The 17,524-nt window shown below is 57.5% G+C and carries 18 protein-coding genes; 17 read left to right on the top strand and 1 reads right to left on the bottom strand.

The genetic code is table 11. From position 1 onward, the window contains the following. Positions 1–8: 8 nt before the first annotated feature. From ptsP to I6L41_RS13520, 7 genes are all read left to right on the top strand, one after another. Positions 9–2,288 (top strand): phosphoenolpyruvate--protein phosphotransferase, encoded by a 2,280-nt coding sequence (ptsP, locus tag I6L41_RS13550; protein ID WP_005340422.1) that lies wholly within the window; start codon positions 9–11, stop codon positions 2,286–2,288. A gap of 67 nt (positions 2,289–2,355) precedes the next feature. Next, a complete protein-coding gene (lgt, locus tag I6L41_RS13545) occupies positions 2,356–3,180 on the top strand; it encodes a prolipoprotein diacylglyceryl transferase (RefSeq protein ID WP_031227775.1) in 825 nt (274 codons plus the stop codon). Beyond that, entirely contained in the window at positions 3,180–3,974 is a 795-nt protein-coding gene (gene thyA / locus I6L41_RS13540; RefSeq protein ID WP_005340427.1) for a thymidylate synthase, read from the top strand. Before lgt ends, thyA begins: the two co-directional genes overlap by 1 nt. A 223-nt stretch (positions 3,975–4,197) precedes the next feature. Then, on the top strand, positions 4,198–5,388 hold the full coding sequence (gene nhaA / locus I6L41_RS13535; RefSeq protein WP_005348917.1) for a Na+/H+ antiporter NhaA: 1,191 nt from the start codon (positions 4,198–4,200) through the stop codon (positions 5,386–5,388). Further along, positions 5,385–5,792, top strand: a complete 408-nt coding sequence (locus I6L41_RS13530) for a hypothetical protein (protein WP_216959459.1) — start codon at positions 5,385–5,387, stop codon at positions 5,790–5,792. Before nhaA ends, I6L41_RS13530 begins: the two co-directional genes overlap by 4 nt. Next, positions 5,779–6,711, top strand: coding sequence for a transcriptional activator NhaR (nhaR, locus tag I6L41_RS13525; protein WP_005340434.1), 933 nt, complete (start codon positions 5,779–5,781; stop codon positions 6,709–6,711). The genes I6L41_RS13530 and nhaR overlap by 14 nt, the downstream gene beginning before the upstream one ends. A gap of 51 nt (positions 6,712–6,762) precedes the next feature. Continuing rightward, positions 6,763–7,065 carry a metalloregulator ArsR/SmtB family transcription factor gene (locus I6L41_RS13520; protein ID WP_013724128.1) on the top strand — a complete coding sequence of 101 codons (303 nt, stop codon included), beginning with the start codon at positions 6,763–6,765 and terminating at the stop codon, positions 7,063–7,065. A 49-nt stretch (positions 7,066–7,114) separates the two neighbouring features. On the opposite strand, the gene rpsT is transcribed toward I6L41_RS13520, so the two are convergent. Continuing rightward, positions 7,115–7,378, bottom strand: coding sequence for a 30S ribosomal protein S20 (gene rpsT, locus I6L41_RS13515; protein ID WP_005308808.1), 264 nt, complete (start codon positions 7,376–7,378; stop codon positions 7,115–7,117). 191 nt (positions 7,379–7,569) lie between these two features. Here rpsT and murJ point away from each other — a divergent pair, with 191 nt between their 5' ends. From murJ to tppD, 10 genes are all read left to right on the top strand, one after another. After that, positions 7,570–9,132 (top strand): murein biosynthesis integral membrane protein MurJ, encoded by a 1,563-nt coding sequence (gene murJ / locus I6L41_RS13510; RefSeq protein ID WP_201947054.1) that lies wholly within the window; start codon positions 7,570–7,572, stop codon positions 9,130–9,132. Positions 9,133–9,286: 154 nt separating this feature from the next. Beyond that, complete coding sequence (ribF, locus tag I6L41_RS13505; RefSeq protein ID WP_216963964.1) at positions 9,287–10,261, top strand: bifunctional riboflavin kinase/FAD synthetase; 975 nt, start codon at positions 9,287–9,289, stop codon at positions 10,259–10,261. Further along, positions 10,261–13,122 (top strand): isoleucine--tRNA ligase, encoded by a 2,862-nt coding sequence (gene ileS / locus I6L41_RS13500; protein ID WP_216959457.1) that lies wholly within the window; start codon positions 10,261–10,263, stop codon positions 13,120–13,122. The genes ribF and ileS overlap by 1 nt, the downstream gene beginning before the upstream one ends. Next, complete coding sequence (lspA, locus tag I6L41_RS13495) at positions 13,122–13,619, top strand: signal peptidase II (RefSeq protein WP_019445577.1); 498 nt, start codon at positions 13,122–13,124, stop codon at positions 13,617–13,619. Before ileS ends, lspA begins: the two co-directional genes overlap by 1 nt. After that, the gene (gene fkpB, locus I6L41_RS13490) at positions 13,616–14,068 is read left to right on the top strand and encodes an FKBP-type peptidyl-prolyl cis-trans isomerase (RefSeq protein WP_216959455.1); all 453 of its coding nucleotides are present in this window, start codon (positions 13,616–13,618) and stop codon (positions 14,066–14,068) included. Before lspA ends, fkpB begins: the two co-directional genes overlap by 4 nt. Beyond that, positions 14,068–15,003, top strand: coding sequence for a 4-hydroxy-3-methylbut-2-enyl diphosphate reductase (gene ispH, locus I6L41_RS13485; RefSeq protein ID WP_204419656.1), 936 nt, complete (start codon positions 14,068–14,070; stop codon positions 15,001–15,003). Before fkpB ends, ispH begins: the two co-directional genes overlap by 1 nt. A 110-nt stretch (positions 15,004–15,113) precedes the next feature. Then, positions 15,114–15,518 (top strand): type IV pilin protein, encoded by a 405-nt coding sequence (locus I6L41_RS13480; protein WP_005358030.1) that lies wholly within the window; start codon positions 15,114–15,116, stop codon positions 15,516–15,518. A 2-nt stretch (positions 15,519–15,520) separates the two neighbouring features. Then, a complete protein-coding gene (pilV, locus tag I6L41_RS13475; protein ID WP_005348939.1) occupies positions 15,521–16,090 on the top strand; it encodes a type IV pilus modification protein PilV in 570 nt (189 codons plus the stop codon). Then, positions 16,087–17,085 (top strand): PilW family protein, encoded by a 999-nt coding sequence (locus tag I6L41_RS13470; RefSeq protein WP_216959453.1) that lies wholly within the window; start codon positions 16,087–16,089, stop codon positions 17,083–17,085. The genes pilV and I6L41_RS13470 overlap by 4 nt, the downstream gene beginning before the upstream one ends. Beyond that, entirely contained in the window at positions 17,082–17,519 is a 438-nt protein-coding gene (gene tppD, locus I6L41_RS13465) for a PilX N-terminal domain-containing pilus assembly protein (protein WP_203119274.1), read from the top strand. Before I6L41_RS13470 ends, tppD begins: the two co-directional genes overlap by 4 nt. Positions 17,520–17,524 lie beyond the last annotated feature (5 nt).

The raw sequence follows: 17,524 nt of genomic DNA, 5'->3' as shown, positions 1-17,524 counted from the left end.
CAGATTAGTTGTTAACGGAACTGAGACGTATCGTCGAGAGCATGGCCGAGGCCAATACCCTCGAGCAGGCCTTGCAGGCATTGGTGAGCCAGACTCGGCACGCCATGGCAGTGGACTGCTGCTCCGTGTATGTCTCGGAACCCGAGGTGCGCCGCTATCGCCTGGCGGCTACCGACGGCTTGGCACCGTCCGCGGTCGGCAAGGTGACCCTGCCCTACGAGCAGGGTATCGTTGGTCTGGTGGGTCAGCGGGAAGAGCTGATCAACCTGGCTGATGCCCCCGCGCACCCCAGTTTCAAATTCCTGCCCGATGTTGCCGAAGAGGCGTTCCGCTCCTTCCTCGGCGCTCCCATCATGCATCAGCGTCAGGTGGTCGGCATTCTGGTGGTGCAGCAGAAAGAGAGTCGCCGCTTCGATGAGGGGGAAGAGTCCTTCATGGTCACCCTGGCGGCCCAGCTGGCGGCGCGGATTGCCCAGGCGCAGGCCAAGGGGTGGTTGCAGAAGACCGACTGGAGCAAGCCGCTGCGCGGTATTGCCGGTGCCAGCGGCATCGCCATGGCCAAGGCCTGGGTGTGGCGGCCCCGCAAGGCGCTCTCGTCCATTACCCCGCGCAAGGATGAAGACCATGCCAGCCAGCTGGCGCGGCTGGAGCTGGCGGTTGAGGAGGTGCGCCACGATCTGGAGAGTCTGGCGCTGCGTTTTCGCGAGAGCTACAGCCAGGATTCGGTGGCGATCTTCGATATCTATCTCCATCTGCTGAACGATCCAGGCTATATCAAGCCCATTCGCAACAAGGTGAGCAAGGAGCACTGGACTGCGGTCTCTGCGGTCAAGCTCATCAGCGATCGCTTGATCGAGCAGTTCAAGGGGATGAAGGATCCCTACCTGCAGGAGCGCTCCACCGACGTGAAGGATATTGCCCAGCGGCTGATCAGCCGACTGGTGCAGAATGAACCGGAACATATCTCCATCGGCGAGCCGGTGGTGCTGGTTGCCGATGAAGTGACCGCCACCATTCTGGCAGAAGTGCCCCGCGAGTATCTGACCGGGGTGGTCTCGCTCAAGGGGGGGACCAACTCCCACGCGGCCATTCTGGCCCGCGCCATGGGGGTAGCCGCCATCATGGGGGTTGATCTGCCCCTTGGTGACATCGGTGGTCGCATGCTGGTCGTTGATGGCTACAGCGGTGATCTCTTCATCGAGCCCAATCAGGTGATCCTGACCGAGTATCGTCAGCTGCTGAGCGAAGAGCGGGCGCTCGATACCCTGGTGCGCAGCGTCGACAACCTGCCATCCGAGACGGCCGACGGCACCAAGGTCTCCCTGCTGCTCAACGCCGGTCTCAGTGCCGATACCGAGATCTCCCTCAACCAGCTGGCGGACGGGGTGGGTCTCTATCGCACCGAGATCCCCTTTATGCTGCAGGAGAGCTTCCCCTCCGAGTGGGAGCAGACTGCCCGCTATCGCGGCATTCTGGAGACCTACCGCAACCGGCCGGTCTGCATGCGGACGCTGGATGTGGGCGGCGACAAGCCGTTACCCTATTTCCCCATCGTCGAGGAAAACCCCTTCCTTGGCTGGCGGGGGATCCGGATCACCCTGGATCACCCCGAACTGTTTCTGGTGCAGCTCAAGGCGATGTTGCGGGCCAGTGAAGGGCTGGACAATCTGGCCATCATGCTGCCGATGATCAGCAGCGTCAGCGAAATCAAAGCCTCCCGTCGTCTGCTGGATCAGGCGTGGCGGGAGGTGTCGGAAGAGGCTGCGAGCCGCGATGCGGTGATCCGCTACCCCAGCCTTGGGGTGATGATCGAGGTGCCCTCAGCCCTCTTTATTTTGCCGGAGATGGCGCCGCTCATCGACTTCTGGTCTGTGGGCAGCAATGACCTTACCCAGTACCTGCTGGCGGTGGATCGCAACAACTCCCGGGTTGCCAACATCTACGATGCCTTCCATCCTGCGGTGATCCGCGCCCTGCAACAGCTGGTTGATGCTTCCCACCGTTACCAGAAGCCGGTGTCGGTGTGTGGCGAGCTGGCCGGTGATCCGGTTGGTGTGTTGCTGCTGCTGGCCATGGGCTATCGCCGCTTCAGTATGAACACCCACAACATCGCCCGGATCAAGTACGTGCTGCGTCAATCCACCCTGAGCGAGTTGACCGAACTGATGGCCGATGGCCTCAAACATGACAACCCCCACGTACTGCGGGGCCTGTTTGCCCGCTATCTGGAGGAGCATGGTTTGGGCGGTTTGCTGCGAGCCGGTCATAAATCGAAACAGAGTGATTGATAATCATGCCTTGTCCCTGCTGACGAATGATCGGAAAATGCGGCTTTTATTTTGACTGGGGCCGCATATGCAGCACGATGGATATTGGGTTTTCTCGCAGATTGATCCCGTAGCATTCAGTTTGGGACCACTATCGGTACGCTGGTATGGTCTCATGTACCTGTTCGGTTTTGCGTTTGCCATGTGGCTTGCCGGCCGTCGCGCCGATGCGCCGAACAGCGGCTGGACCCGCAACGAGGTGTCGGATCTGCTGTTCTACGGTTTCCTCGGGGTGATCCTCGGTGGCCGTGTCGGTTACGTGCTGTTCTACAACTTCGATCTCTTCCTCGCGGATCCCACCTACCTGTTCAAGATCTGGACCGGCGGTATGTCGTTCCACGGTGGTCTGATCGGGGTAATCACCGCGATGATCTGGTTTGCCCACAAGACCAAGCGCCACTTCTTCACTGTGGCCGACTTTGTGGCACCGCTCATTCCGTTCGGTCTCGGCGTTGGCCGGATTGGCAACTTCCTCAACGGCGAGCTGTGGGGCCGGGTCACCGATGTACCCTGGGCCATCATCTTCCCGGAGGCTGGCCCCGAGCCGCGTCACCCCTCCCAGCTCTACCAGTTCGCACTGGAAGGGGTGGTGCTGTTCATCATCCTCAACCTGTTCTGGCGCAAGAATCCGCCGCGCGGCGCCATCTCCGGCATGTTCCTGCTGTTCTACGGCCTGTTCCGCTTCCTGGTGGAGTTTGTGCGCCAGCCGGACAGCCAGCTTGGTCTCTACTTCCAGGAGATCAGCATGGGCCAGATCCTCTCCACACCGATGATTATCGCCGGTGCCCTGATGATCTGGGCCGCCTACAAGCGTCCGCAGTTGTTCGGTAATGCCGTGAAGGAGGCGAAATAATGCGAGCTTATCTCGACCTGATGCAGAAAATCCTCGATGAGGGCACCGTCAAGTCTGACCGTACCGGCACCGGTACTGTCTCCCTGTTCGGCCATCAGATGCGCTTCAATCTGGCGGAGGGGTTCCCGCTAGTGACCACCAAGAAGTGCCACCTGCGCTCCATCATTCACGAGCTGCTCTGGTTCCTCAATGGCGATACCAATACCGCCTATCTGAAGGAAAACGGCGTCAGCATCTGGGATGAGTGGGCTGACGAGAATGGCGATCTGGGGCCGGTTTACGGTGCTCAGTGGCGCTCCTGGCCTGCCGCTGACGGGTCTGTCATCGACCAGATCCAGAAAGCGGTGGATGACATCAAGCACAACCCCGATTCGCGCCGCATCATCGTCTCCGCCTGGAACGTGGGTGAACTGGACAAGATGGCGCTGGCTCCCTGCCACGCCTTCTTCCAGTTCTATGTGGCGGACGGCAAGCTATCCTGCCAGCTCTACCAGCGCAGTTGCGATGTGTTCCTCGGCCTGCCGTTCAACATCGCCAGCTACGCCCTGCTGACCCACATGATGGCCCAGCAGTGCAATCTGGAAGTGGGTGACTTTGTCTGGACTGGCGGTGATGTGCATCTCTACTCCAACCACATGGAGCAGACAGCTCTGCAGCTCTCCCGCGAGCCGCGCCCGCTGCCGACCCTGGTGATCAAGCGCAAACCTGACTCCATCTTCGATTACAAGTTCGAGGATTTCGAGATCGAGGGTTATGACCCCCACCCCGGCATCAAGGCGCCCGTCGCCATCTGATAGCAAGGCGCCTCAGGGCGCCTTTTTTATGCAGTTAAATAATTGAAAATTCATTTTATTGATTAATAAGACGGTAGCCAGAGACGAGGAAAAACCTGCTTATAGCAGGTATGTTCTATTTTGTTTTCGGTTTTTTCGTTGTATTGAGCAGCAAGAAACGATTTTCCATTGATTGTTGCAAGGGATAGACTCAAACCAAAGCAATACGGTGGAAAATTTAACCATGAGTGACGTAATCAAAAAGTTCCTGAAGCTGGAGGCCGCCTCCGGAATTATTCTGATCATGGCTGCCATGCTGGCAATGATTTTAGCCAATACCGCGCTGGCTGGCGGGTATCAGGCGTTTCTCGACACGCCGGTGCAGGTACGCATCGCGGCTCTCGACATCAACAAGCCGCTGCTGCTCTGGATCAACGATGGCTTCATGGCGATCTTCTTCCTGCTGGTTGGTCTGGAAGTGAAGCGTGAGATGCTGGAAGGGGCGCTCTCGACCCGGGTTCAGGCGACCTTCCCGGCTATTGCGGCGGTGGGCGGCATGCTGGCTCCGGCATTGATCTATGCTTTTTTCAACTATTCGGATGAAGTGGCGCGCGCTGGCTGGGCGATCCCGGCTGCGACCGACATCGCCTTTGCCCTCGGGGTGATGGCGCTGCTCGGCAAGCGGGTGCCGGTGAGCCTCAAGGTATTTCTGTTGGCGCTGGCCATCATGGATGACCTGGGTGTCATCATCATCATCGCACTTTTCTATACTCAGCAGCTGTCGCTGGAGGCGCTGGCCATCGGTATTCTGGCAACCCTCACTCTGCTTTGGATGAATCGCCGTGGTGAGGACAGGATCAGCCTGTACATGCTGGTTGGTCTGGTGCTCTGGGTTGCGGTGCTCAAGTCTGGTGTCCATGCGACCCTGGCGGGTGTAGTGGTGGGCTTTATGGTTCCGCTTAACGGCAAGCGTTACGCCTCGCCGCTCAAGTATCTGGAGCATCAGCTGCACCCCTGGAGTGCCTATCTGATCCTGCCGCTGTTTGCCTTTGCCAACGCAGGGGTATCGCTGGAGGGGATTGGTCTCTCCTCCTTGCTGAGTCCGGTGCCGATGGGGATCATGCTGGGGCTGTTTATCGGCAAGCCGCTCGGGGTGTTCACCATCAGCTGGCTGTCGGTCAAGCTGGGCATCGCCCAGTTGCCGCCCGGGGTCAACTTCAAGCAGATTTTTGCGGTCAGCATCCTCTGTGGCATCGGGTTCACCATGTCGATGTTTATCGCGTCTCTCGCCTTCGAGCACGGTGGGCTGGATTACGGCAGCTACTCTCGCCTCGGGATCCTGGTGGGCTCCACCATGGCGGCGGTAGTCGGCTATCTGGCCTTGCGCATGGCCCTTCCCAAGGGTGAAGGGGAACAGAGTACGGAGGGACTATGAAGCTGCATACAGGGTTGTTGATGCTGTTGTTGAGCCCCGCGGCATGGGCCGGCGGGCTAGAGGATTGCAAGCAGGACGCCACTTCGGCGAACTGCTCTGCCTATCTCAACGGGGTGGTAGACAGCGCCCTGCTGCTGGGGGACAAGCAGGCCAAGGCGCGCTTTGGCGAGACCTTCTCCGAGCGGGCGCTGAGCAGCCGGGCTGGCGAGATGGTAAAGCGCTCCAACAAGCGTTATTGCGCTGACCGGATGCCGGACAAGGCACGCCTCAAGGCCACTCTGATGGAGCAGTTTGGCGCGAACAAGGTTGACTCGGTTAGCGACATGTATGACATTCTGGCGGTTGAACTCAGCTGCTACCGGAGTCCGCCTCAAGCGGGAACCCCATCGGATGTCACACCTTAACTACAACCATCTCTACTATTTCTGGATGACTCAGAAGAAGGGCTCCGTTACCCAGGCAGCGGAAGCCCTTTTTTTGACCCCGCAAACCGTCACCGGTCAGATCAAGCTGCTGGAGCAGCGCCTCGGGGGCAAGCTGCTCAAACGCAAGGGGCGCTCTCTTGAGGCAACCGAGCTGGGCCAGCTGGTGTTTCGCTATGCCGACAAGATGTTCAGCCTCTCCTACGAGATGCTCGATATCGTCAACTACCGCAAGGAGAGCCAGATCCTGTTCGACGTCGGCATCGCCGATGCCCTCTCCAAGCGCCTTGCCAGCCGCGTGCTTCTCTCTGTCATCCCCAATGATGGTTCCATCCATCTGCGCTGTTTCGAATCGACCCACGAACTGCTACTGGAGCAGCTGAGCGAACACAAGCTCGATATGATCCTCTCCGACTGTCCAGTGGACTCCAGCCAGCATGCGGGGCTGCTCTCCAAACGACTGGGCGGCTGTGGTGTCAGCTTCTTCTGCAAGGCGCCGCTGCCTGAAAAGCCCTTTCCCGCTTGTTTGGAGGAGCGCAAGCTGCTGATCCCCGGTCGCCGTACCGCCATGGGGCGCCAGCTGACCCAGTGGTTCGAGCAGCAGGGGGTTTCTCCCAGCATTCTTGGCGAGTTTGATGATGCCGCCTTGATGAAGGCGTTTGGCTTCTTCAATCAGGGCATCTTCATGGCTCCCACCATCTATCGGGAGGAGATCCTTGAGGGGGAGGGGGTGATGCTGATCGGGGAAACTCAGGATCTGATGGAGGAGTATTACGTCATCTTCGCCGAGCGGATGATCCAGCATCCGGCGGTGAAGCGGGTCTGTGAGAGCGATTTTACCTTTCTCTTTTCCGGCCAGGAGAACTTCTCCGCTATCCAGCCGGCCACCCTGTCGTTTTAAAACGACCCGTCACCACGTATCATCGGCGATCAGTGGTAGAGGAGAGATGTGATGCAACTTGAAGAGATGGAAGCCAATGCGAGTAAAGCGGTGGCCTTGCTCAAGGCGCTGGCCAACGAACGGCGACTGTTTATTCTGTGCCAGTTGCTGGAGCGCGAACTGTCGGTGGGGGAGCTCAACGAGCGATTGGGATTGAGTCAGTCGGCCTTGTCACAGCATCTTGCGCTGTTGCGGCGGGATGAGCTGGTGACGACGCGCAAAGAGGCCCAGACGGTCTACTATTCGCTGCGCAGCCATGAGGTGCGTGAAATGATCAGTTTGCTGCATCGACTTTATTGCAGCGCAGATAAATAAAAAACCGGCACTAAGGCCGGTTTTTTCAGCTTTGATCAGCAGACGCTGATTAAGCCATAGCTTTGATCTGGGCAGACAGGCGGCTCTTGTGACGAGCAGCTTTGTTCTTGTGGATCAGGCCTTTGGTCGCCATACGATCCATGATCGGCTGAGCAACAGCGAAAGCGGCAGTCGCAGCAGCTTTGTCGCCAGAGGCGATAGCAGCAATGACTTTCTTCAGGTAGGTACGGGTCATGGAACGACGGCTGGCGTTGTGCTGACGGCGTTTTTCTGACTGAAGAGCGCGCTTCTTAGCAGATTTGATGTTAGCCAAGGTAAAACTCCTAAAACTGTCTTAGCGAGTGTATTGAAAAGGCCCGGAAATATGCCCTTCCAACCACATATTGTCAAATGATTTGTGCAAATAAACACCGCCTCCCGGTGGTGTGTCAGTAGGGAGACGGTTAAACTGTCGGCCGATTCTAGCAGCATTCTTTTCATTCTGACAGTTCCAGAGGCCTCGTCTTGAGTAAGAAATTGATCAAATCCGGCATGATAGTGTCCGGAATGACGCTGGCATCCCGCGTAATGGGCTTGGTTCGCGATGTAGTCATCGCAAATCTGCTCGGTGCCGGGGTGGCCGCCGACGTCTTCTTTTTTGCCAATCGCATTCCCAACTTTCTGCGTCGCCTGTTCGCCGAAGGTGCCTTCAACCAGGCCTTTGTTCCCGTGATGACGGAGTACAAGAAAAATGGCGACGAGGGGGAAGTGCGTGAATTGCTGGCGGCGGTTGCGGGCACGCTGGGGGGGATAGTAACTGTGGTCACCCTGCTCGGTGTGCTGGGGTCGGGTGTGCTGACCGCGCTGTTTGGCTGGGGCTGGTTCTGGGACTGGCTGCATGGCGGCCCCGCGGCCGAGAAGTTCGAGCTCGCCAGTCTGATGCTCAAAATCACCTTCCCCTACCTCTGGTTCATCACTTTTACCGCCATGGCGGGGGCCATCCTCAACACCTTTGGCCGCTTTGCGGTCTCGTCGTTTACGCCGGTGTTTCTCAACATCACCATGATTGCGGCGGCCTGGTGGATTGCGCCGCTGATGGACAAACCTGAGATCTCGCTGGCGATTGGTGTCTTTTTGGGCGGTTTGGTGCAGTTTTTGTTCCAGTACCCCTTTTTGCGCCAAATCAACATGCTGGTATGGCCCAAGTGGGGATGGAATCACCCGGGGGTGGTGAAGATCCGCACCCTGATGATCCCCGCCCTGTTCGGGGTATCGGTCAGCCAGATCAACCTGTTGGTCAATACCATGCTGGCTTCTTTCCTGGCGACCGGTGCCATCAGTTACCTCTACTACTCGGATCGCCTGCTGGAGTTCCCCCTCGGTCTGTTTGCGGTGGCCATCAGTACCGTGATCCTGCCTGCGCTGGCGAAAAAGCATGTGGATGCAGACCCTGCCGACTTCTCCCGCACCATGGATTGGGGGGTGCGGATGGTAATGCTGCTCGGCTTGCCCGCCATGATAGGCATTGCGGTCATGCGCGAGCCCATTTTGCGAGTGCTGTTCATGCGCGGCGAATTTGGCCTGCATGAAGTGAGCATGTCGAGCGCCAGCCTGCTGGCCTCCACTACCGGTCTGCTCTCCCTGATGCTGATCAAGGTGCTGGCGCCCGGTTACTACGCCCGTCAGGACACCAAAACGCCGGTGCGGATCGGGGTGATGTCGATGATTGCCAACATGGTTTGCAACCTCATCTTCATCTACCCGCTCGGTTACGTGGGGTTGGCGCTCTCGACCGCCTGCTCGGGTACCCTGAATGCGGCTTTGCTGTTCAAAGGGTTGTACCAGCAGAGTGTCTATCGTCCCTCCCGCCATACCGGCGTGTTCTGCCTCAAGCTGCTGGTCGCCAGCGTGCTGATGGGGGGCGTGCTCGCCTATCTGTCGCCGGATCTGGCCCAGTGGGGCGCATGGAACATGGGCAAGGCCAGTTTGCAGCTGACCATGCTGCTGTCGCTGGGGGCTGCGGTCTATGCCGTGGTGTTGCTGCTGCTGGGCATTCGGCCGCGTCACCTTAAATCTGGGCAGCAGTAGCCGTGATCCTGCGGCGCCATGGGGATAGTGCCTCATGGCGCCGCAGGGGGCGTGATTGGGCACGGATAGTTGAAATCAGGCTATGAGGGCTGACCCTGCCTGCTGCCTGATATATAATCCGCCGATTTCCATGGCAGCAACGCACAAGGCACTGATGGAGCTTATTCGCGGCATTCACAATCTCAAGCCCCGTCACCGGGGATGTGTATTAACCATTGGCAACTTTGATGGGGTTCATCAGGGTCACCATGCGGTATTGGCACGTCTCAAGGAGAAAGCGGCCCAGCTGGGATTGCCCGCCTGCGTCATGCTGTTTGAGCCGCAGCCGCTGGAGCTGTTTGCCGGCACGGCAGCGCCCGCCCGGCTGAGCCGTTTGCGGGAAAAGTACGAAGCGCTCAAGGGGCTGCATATCGATCGCATGCTCTGCGTGCGCTTCAGCCACCGCTTTGCCGAGCAGGGTGCCTCGACCTTCATCGAGCAGTTGCTGGTGGAGAAGCTCGGGGTGCGCTATCTGGTGGTCGGCGATGATTTTCGCTTCGGCAAGGGGCGGGAAGGGGACTTCCACCTGCTGGAGGAGGCGGGTCATCGCTTCGGCTTCGAGGTGATCAGTACCCAGAGCTTCCAGCTCGAACGGCAGCGGGTCAGCAGCACCCTGGTGCGTGAAGCCCTTAAGGCGGGGCGGATGGCGGAAGTGGAGCTGATGCTTGGCCGTCCCTACACCATCAGCGGCCGGGTGGCTCACGGCGACAAGCTGGGGCGCACCATAGGTTTTCCCACCGCCAATCTGGCCCTCAAGCGCCAGGTGATCCCGGTCGGTGGCGTGTTTGCGGTGGAAGTGATATGTTCCGGCAAGACCTTCCCCGGTGTAGCCAATGTGGGTGTACGGCCGACCTTGAGCGGTACACAAGCCAGATTGGAAGTACATCTATTTGATTTTTCTGGTGATCTATATGGTCAGCAGGTCAAGGTGCTGCTTCGCCACAAGCTGCGCGAAGAGCAGAAGTTTGCCTCTTTCACTGCCTTGAAAGAGCAGATCGAACGAGATGCCCTGGCGGCCCGAGCCTGGTTCGGGCTGCCACAATTCAATTTACCCAGCACTCTTTTAGAAAAGAAGGGAACCCAGGACTGATGAGCGACTATAAACACACCCTGAATCTTCCGGAAACCGAGTTTCCGATGCGTGGCGATCTGGCCAAGCGCGAACCCAACATGCTGAAGCGTTGGTATGATCAGGATCTCTACGGCGCTATTCGCCGCGCCAAAGCGGGCAAGCCTTCTTTCATTCTGCATGATGGCCCCCCCTATGCGAACGGCAACATTCACATCGGTCACTCGGTCAACAAGATCCTCAAAGACATCATCATCAAGTCCAAGGGCCTCTCCGGTTTCGATTCCCCCTATGTGCCGGGTTGGGATTGCCACGGTCTGCCTATCGAACTGAAAGTAGAAGGCATGGTCGGCAAGCCGGGCGAGAAGGTTTCCGCTGCCGAATTCCGCGCCGAGTGCCGCAAATACGCCAAGACCCAGATCGAAGCGCAGAAGACCGACTTCATCCGTCTGGGTGTGCTGGGCGACTGGGAACACCCCTACCTGACCATGGATTTTGGCACCGAAGCCAACATCATCCGCTCCATGGCCAAGATCGTTGAAAACGGCCACTTGCACAAAGGCTCCAAGCCGGTGCACTGGTGTACCGATTGCGGCTCCGCGCTGGCTGAAGCCGAGGTTGAGTACTACGACAAAAACTCCCCCTCCATCGATGTGCGCTTCAAGGCGGTCGACGAGGCGGGCGTTGCCGCCAAGTTTGATTGTGCCGAAGGCCACACTGGCAAGGGCCCGATCTCTGCGGTGATCTGGACCACCACTCCGTGGACCCTGCCAGCCAACCGCGCCATCGCCATGCACGCCGATCTGGATTACGCACTGGTGCAGGTTGAAGGTGAGCATCCCGAGCGTCTGATCTTGGCCGCCGAGCTGGTCAAGGATGTGATGGATCGCGCCGGTATCGAGAAGTTCCACAATCTGGGTTACGCCAAGGGCGCCGCGCTTGAGCTGCTGCGCTTCAACCACCCCTTCTACAGCTTCGACGTGCCGGTGGTACTGGGTGATCACGTCACTCTGGATGCCGGTACCGGTGCCGTTCACACCGCCCCTGGCCACGGTCAGGAAGACTTCGTGGTCGGTCAGAAGTACGGTCTGGAAGTGGCCAACCCGGTTGGCAGCAACGGCGTCTATCTGCCGGATACCGAACTGTTTGCCGGCCAGCATGTGTTCAAGGCCAATGCCTCCGTGATCGAAGTGCTGACCGAGCGCGGCGCCCTGCTTCATCACAAGGTGTTCAACCACTCCTACCCGCACTGCTGGCGTCACAAGACCCCGATCATCTTCCGTGCCACCCCGCAGTGGTTCATCAGCATGGAGCAGAAGGGTCTGCGCAAGCGCGCACTGGAAGAGATCGAGCGCATCGAGAAGGACGGCATTGCCCAGCAAGGCCAGAGCGGCTGGGTACCGGCCTGGGGTAAAAACCGCATTCAGGCGATGGTCGAGAACCGTCCTGACTGGTGTATCTCCCGTCAGCGCACCTGGGGTGTGCCCATCTCCCTGTTCGTCCATAAAGAGACCCAGGAACTGCACCCGGAATCCGTGCGCCTGATGCACGAAGTAGCCAAGCGGGTCGAGCAGTCCGGCATTCAGGCATGGTGGGATCTGGACAAGGCCGAGCTGCTGGGTGCCGATGCAGACATGTACGACAAGGTGCCTGACACTCTGGACGTCTGGTTTGACTCCGGTTCTACCCATGCCTCAGTGGTTGATGCCCGTCCCGAGTTCAACGGCAAGCCAGCCGACATGTATCTGGAAGGTTCTGACCAGCACCGTGGCTGGTTTATGTCCTCCCTGATGATCGGCGTGGCCATGAAAGACAAGGCTCCCTACAACCAGGTGCTGACTCACGGCTTCACCGTGGATGGTCAGGGTCGCAAGATGTCCAAGTCCATTGGCAACGTGGTCAGCCCGCAGGACGTAATGAACAAGCTGGGTGCAGACATCCTGCGTCTGTGGGTAGCGAGCACTGACTACACCGGCGAGATGACTGTCTCCGACGAGATCCTCAAGCGTTCTGCCGATGCTTATCGTCGTATTCGCAATACTGCCCGCTTCCTGCTGGCCAACCTGAACGGCTTCAATCCGGCGACCGACATGGTGGCACCTGCCGACATGGTGGTGGTGGATCGCTGGGCTGTGGGTCGTGCCAAAGCGGTACAGGCCGAAATCATGGCAGCGTTCGATGAGTACAACTTCCACGGCGTAACCCAGAAGCTGATGCAGTTCTGCTCCATCGAGATGGGCTCCTTCTATCTGGATGTCATCAAGGATCGCCAGTACACCGCCAAGGCTGACAGCCTGGCCCGTCGCTCCTGCCAGACCGCCCTCTATCACATCGCCGAGGCCATGGTGCGCTGGATGGCGCCGATCATGAGCTTCACCGCTGATGAAATCTGGGCCCTGCTGCCGGGTGAGCGCGGCGAGTTCGTCTTCACCGAAGAGTGGTACGACGGCCTGTTCGGTCTGGAAGCGGGTGAATCCCTCAACGACGATTTCTGGGCCGAGATCCTCACCGTGCGTGGTGAAGTGAACAAGGCACTGGAAGTGGCTCGTAGCGAGAAGCGTATCGGCGGTTCTTTGCAGGCCGAACTGACCCTGTTCGCCAAGCCGGAGTTGGCTGCACGCCTGAATGCCCTGGCTGATGAGCTGCGCTTTGTGCTGCTCACCTCCAAAGCCAAGGTTGTGGAGGCTGACACTGCGCCGGAAGGCTCTGTGGCGACCGAGCGTGATGACCTGTGGTTGAGCGTGGCCCAGTCTGCTGCCGCCAAGTGCGACCGCTGCTGGCACCATGTAGAAGATGTGGGCACTATCGCGGGTCACGAAGAGATCTGTGGTCGCTGTGTGACCAACGTTGAGGGTGACGGCGAAACTCGTCAATTTGCCTGATGAACATGACTCAACATAAAAGCGGTCTGCGTTGGCTGTGGCTGGCAGTGCTGGCCTTTGTACTGGACCAGGCGAGCAAGCTCGCCGTGGTCAAGTTGCTGCCATTTGGTTACCCGGGGGTGGAGATCACCCCCTTCTTCAATCTGGTTCACGTCTACAACAAGGGCGCCGCATTCAGCTTCCTGGCTGATCAGGGGGGCTGGCAGCGCTGGTTCTTCGCGGTGCTGGCTTTTGCCATCTGTGGATTGCTGATCCACTGGCTGCGCAAGCAGTCGGTGGCCCAGCGTTGGAGCGGTATCGCCTATTCACTCATCATCGGCGGCGCCCTTGGTAACGTCTTTGATCGGCTGGTGTTGGGCCATGTGGTCGATTTCCTCGACTTCTACTGGCAGCGTGCGCATTGGCCGGCATTCAATCTGGCCGACAGCTTTATCTTTATCGGGGCCGCCATGATCGTGCTGGACGGTTTCCGTGGTGAGAAAAAGGAGCAGGCATGAGCCAGCAGATCACCGCTAACAGCAGCGTGCTGTTCCACTTCTCCATCAAGCTGGAAGATGGCTCGGTTGCCGACAGCACGGCGCTGCACGGCAAACCTGCCCGCCTGCGGATGGGCGATGGCAGCCTGACCCCCACCTTCGAGCAGTGCCTGCTGGGGCTGAGCGAAGGGGAGAGCAAGAGTTTTACTCTGGCACCGGAAGAGGCCTTTGGCCTCTCCAACCCCGACAACATCTACCATCTCGACCGTGCCAAGTTTGGCGCCGATGTGGAGCCAAAAGTCGGCACTATCATCCTGTTCGATCAGCCCAATGGCAGCGAGCTACCGGGCATCATCCGGGCGGTAGCAGGGATGTCGGTCACGGTCGATTTCAACCACCCGCTGGCCGGTCATACCGTCACCTTCGAGGTGGAGATCCTGGGAGTTGATGATGAGGAGAAGATGCATTAATGGATATTCTGCTCGCTAACCCTCGTGGTTTTTGCGCCGGTGTCGATCGCGCCATCAGCATTGTCGAGAGCGCGCTGGAGAAGTTCGGTGCCCCCATCTATGTCCGCCACGAAGTGGTGCATAACCGTTATGTGGTGAACAAGCTGAAAGATGCGGGAGCTGTCTTCGTCGAGGAGCTGGACGAGGTGCCGGACGACAGCATCGTCATCTTTTCTGCTCACGGCGTGGCCAAGACAGTGCGCGAGATGGCCAAGTCCCGCGCCCTCAAGGTATTCGATGCCACCTGTCCGCTGGTGACCAAGGTGCACATGGAGGTTCATCGCGCCAGCCGCAAGGGCTCCGAAGCCGTGCTTATTGGTCATGCCGGCCACCCCGAGGTGATTGGCACCATGGGTCAGTACGAGAACCGTGAGGGTGGCATGTATCTGGTGGAGACGCCGGAAGATGTGGCCAAGCTCAAGGTGAAGAATCCGGATGACCTCTGCTTCGTCACCCAGACCACCCTGAGCATGGATGAGACCTCGGACGTGATCGATGCGCTACGCAAGCACTTCCCCAAGATCCAGGGGCCGCGCAAGGACGATATCTGCTACGCCACCCAAAACCGTCAGGATGCGGTGCGGGAGATGGCGGGGCTGGTGGACGCCATGCTGGTGGTGGGGTCTCGCAACTCCTCCAACTCCAACCGTCTGCGCGAGCTGGCCGAGAAGGTGGGCGCCAAGGCCTATCTTATCGACGATGCGTCGATGATCGAGGCGAGCTGGCTGGAAGGGGTGAAGGCGATCGGCGTCACTGCTGGCGCATCCGCCCCCGAGGTGCTGGTGCAAAACGTGATTGCCCGCCTGCGGGAGCTGGGTGGCAAGGTGGTTGCCGAGCATCCGGGCCGTGAAGAGAACGTAGTCTTTGAGGTTCCTCCCGAACTTAGAATAATTTGAGTGCAGCCAGGAAGGCTTAAGAATAAAGTGTGTTGATAATGACGCCGGGTTTGTTCAAGAGACAGGCTCGGCGTTAAACTTATGAAGCAGTCTGTCACCAAGGATGGGATATGATTGGATACTTTCGTGGTTTTTCTCTTATTGAGTTGATGATTGTCATCGCCATCGTGGCGATTCTTGGCACCATCGCTTATCCCGCCTATCAGCAATATGTGCTGACCAGTCATCGTGTCGAAGCCAAGAGCATGCTGTTGAATGCTGCCAATCGGCAAGAAACCTATTTTATGGATTTCAATCAGTATGCATCCTCTGCTGCTGCTCTTGGTATCAGTAGTGCATCTGAGAATGGTCTGTATCAATTATCTATTGCCGTATCAGGTAACACCTACACCTTGTCAGCCAGTGCTGGCGCGGCGACGGCCCAAGCCAAAGATACCGATTGCACGGTGTTTTCCATTAATCAGTTGGGTGTCAAAAGTGCTTCCGGTGCAGCTAGCAATAGCTGTTGGGAATAGCCATGGCCATTCATGTTTCATCACATGAGAGGGGATTCAGCCTGTTGGAGGTGATGATCACCGCAGTCATCCTGTCGCTGGGGCTGCTTGGTCTGGTTGCTTTGCAAACCCATTCAAAATTTGCCAGTTATGAAGCTCGCCAGCGCACTATTGCCAGCTGGCTGGCTAACGATATGGTTGAACGGGTACGGATAAATCGCGATAGCTGGACCGCATCCGGTGCAGTGACCGTCAATCTTGCTGCCAACTTGCCACGCCCGACATGCGCCGCTGCAGATGGCACAATCAGCGCGTGCAGTGCTGCAGATTTACGTAATGCCGACCTTCACTACTGGCAACAAGCCCTGCTTGGGGCCAGTGTTTCGGGGGCGGCATCTTCCTTGAATTCACCGATAGGCTGCGTGGTGCGGCGGGCCAATAATGTATTGGCTGTCGGGATATTCTGGGCTGGCAAACAAGAGATATCTGATGGGGGAGCTGCTGCTGCCGCAGCAACGCTGATCAATGAGTGTCAACTCTCGACAGCAAATAATCTTTCGAGGCGCCAGTTTATTCTGACGACGACTTTATGAATTCTCGCGGTTTCACCCTGGTAGAGTGGCTGGTCGCTATGCTGCTCGGTCTATTTTTGTTGGCGGGGGTATTCACAGTTTTTGTGATGTCTCGCTCCAGCTCTGAAGATGCCTTTGATCAAAGTGAATTACAGGAAAATGGTCGATTGGCCATTCGACTGATTAGCCAGGATATCAAATGGGCTGGCTTTTTTGGAGCTTATACCGGTCAGTCAACGCAAGTTGGCCCCTCTCTGACCCTCAGTGCTGGTAGCATTGTTCCTGCCAGTAGCGATTGTCTGGATGAGCGTTCTGTCGGTAGTTTGCCATCAAATGCTGGTCCCATCAGGGGGCTATGGGTAAGCCGGATATCAACCACCAAAGGATTGGCTGGATTCGCTTGTATTCTCGCAGCTGATCGGGTGGCAAACTCGGATGTTATCAGTATCAAGCGATTGGTAGGGCGTTCTATACCCGCATCAGAGGGATTGGATACAAACCGCTTTTATATGGCAACCAATAGTCAGGAGGCGAGAGTCATCAAGGGAAGCGAAACCAGACCACTCTTTGGTGCCAATAATGAGAGCCAGATCTGGGAATACCAGCACTACATTTATTACCTGTCACAAGAAGATGGTATTCCTGTTTTACGCAAGCGCTATTTGACCGTCAATGGTGGTTCTTCTCTGATTGGTGGCGCCATGGCGGAAGGGGTTGAACATATGATACTGATGTTCGGTATTGATGATTCAGTGATCCCCGATGGGCATATCGATAGATATCTTTCAGCTGATCAGATGGCTGCTCAGAGTTGGAATGAAGGTCGGGTATTGGGGGTGCGGTTATTTTTATTAATTAGAGCGGCGAAAGAGTCTGCACGTTACAAAAATAATAACACCTATCAACTTGGCAATCTGCCCCCGATAAAAGGCAATGGCGATGGCTATCGCCGCCTATTGCTGGAAAGCAGCATCGCATTGCGTAACCCGCAAATTGTTACTCGGAGTGGCACATGAGATCGTTTCAACAACAGCAAGGGATTGCACTGATAGTCGCACTGGTTATTCTGGTTCCTTTGACTCTGATTGCGGTAGTCGTCATGCAGTCCAGTGGTATGAGTCTGAAGATGGCGGGTTCCAGTGCCAGTTTGCAACGGGCAGAGCACGAAGTTGAAGGTACTCTGGAGTCTGCATTGAGCGATACTTCTCTCTCAACACAAATTGCTACACAGGCTATTGGGGTTTCAGCTGCAATAGGCACTACTACTCCAGCTACAACCCTGACAGTCAATACAGAAAGTGTATGCAAACGCAAATTTGAAGCCAGTAGCCAGAATGTAACGCCAGCTTGTCGTTATGCTGAAGCCACCACATCCAGTGCTTATGGCAAGGTGAATAGCCAAATGACCTTTACTGCCGGGGTAGAACAACCCTTGCTCAGTGCCAATTAGGGAGC

Origin of the sequence: Aeromonas sp. FDAARGOS 1411 (genome assembly GCF_019047125.1) — a bacterium.
Lineage (GTDB): Bacteria > Pseudomonadota > Gammaproteobacteria > Enterobacterales > Aeromonadaceae > Aeromonas > Aeromonas veronii.
The sequence above is the reverse complement of the archived record's forward strand: the minus strand, read 5'-3'. Positions and strand labels throughout refer to the sequence as shown.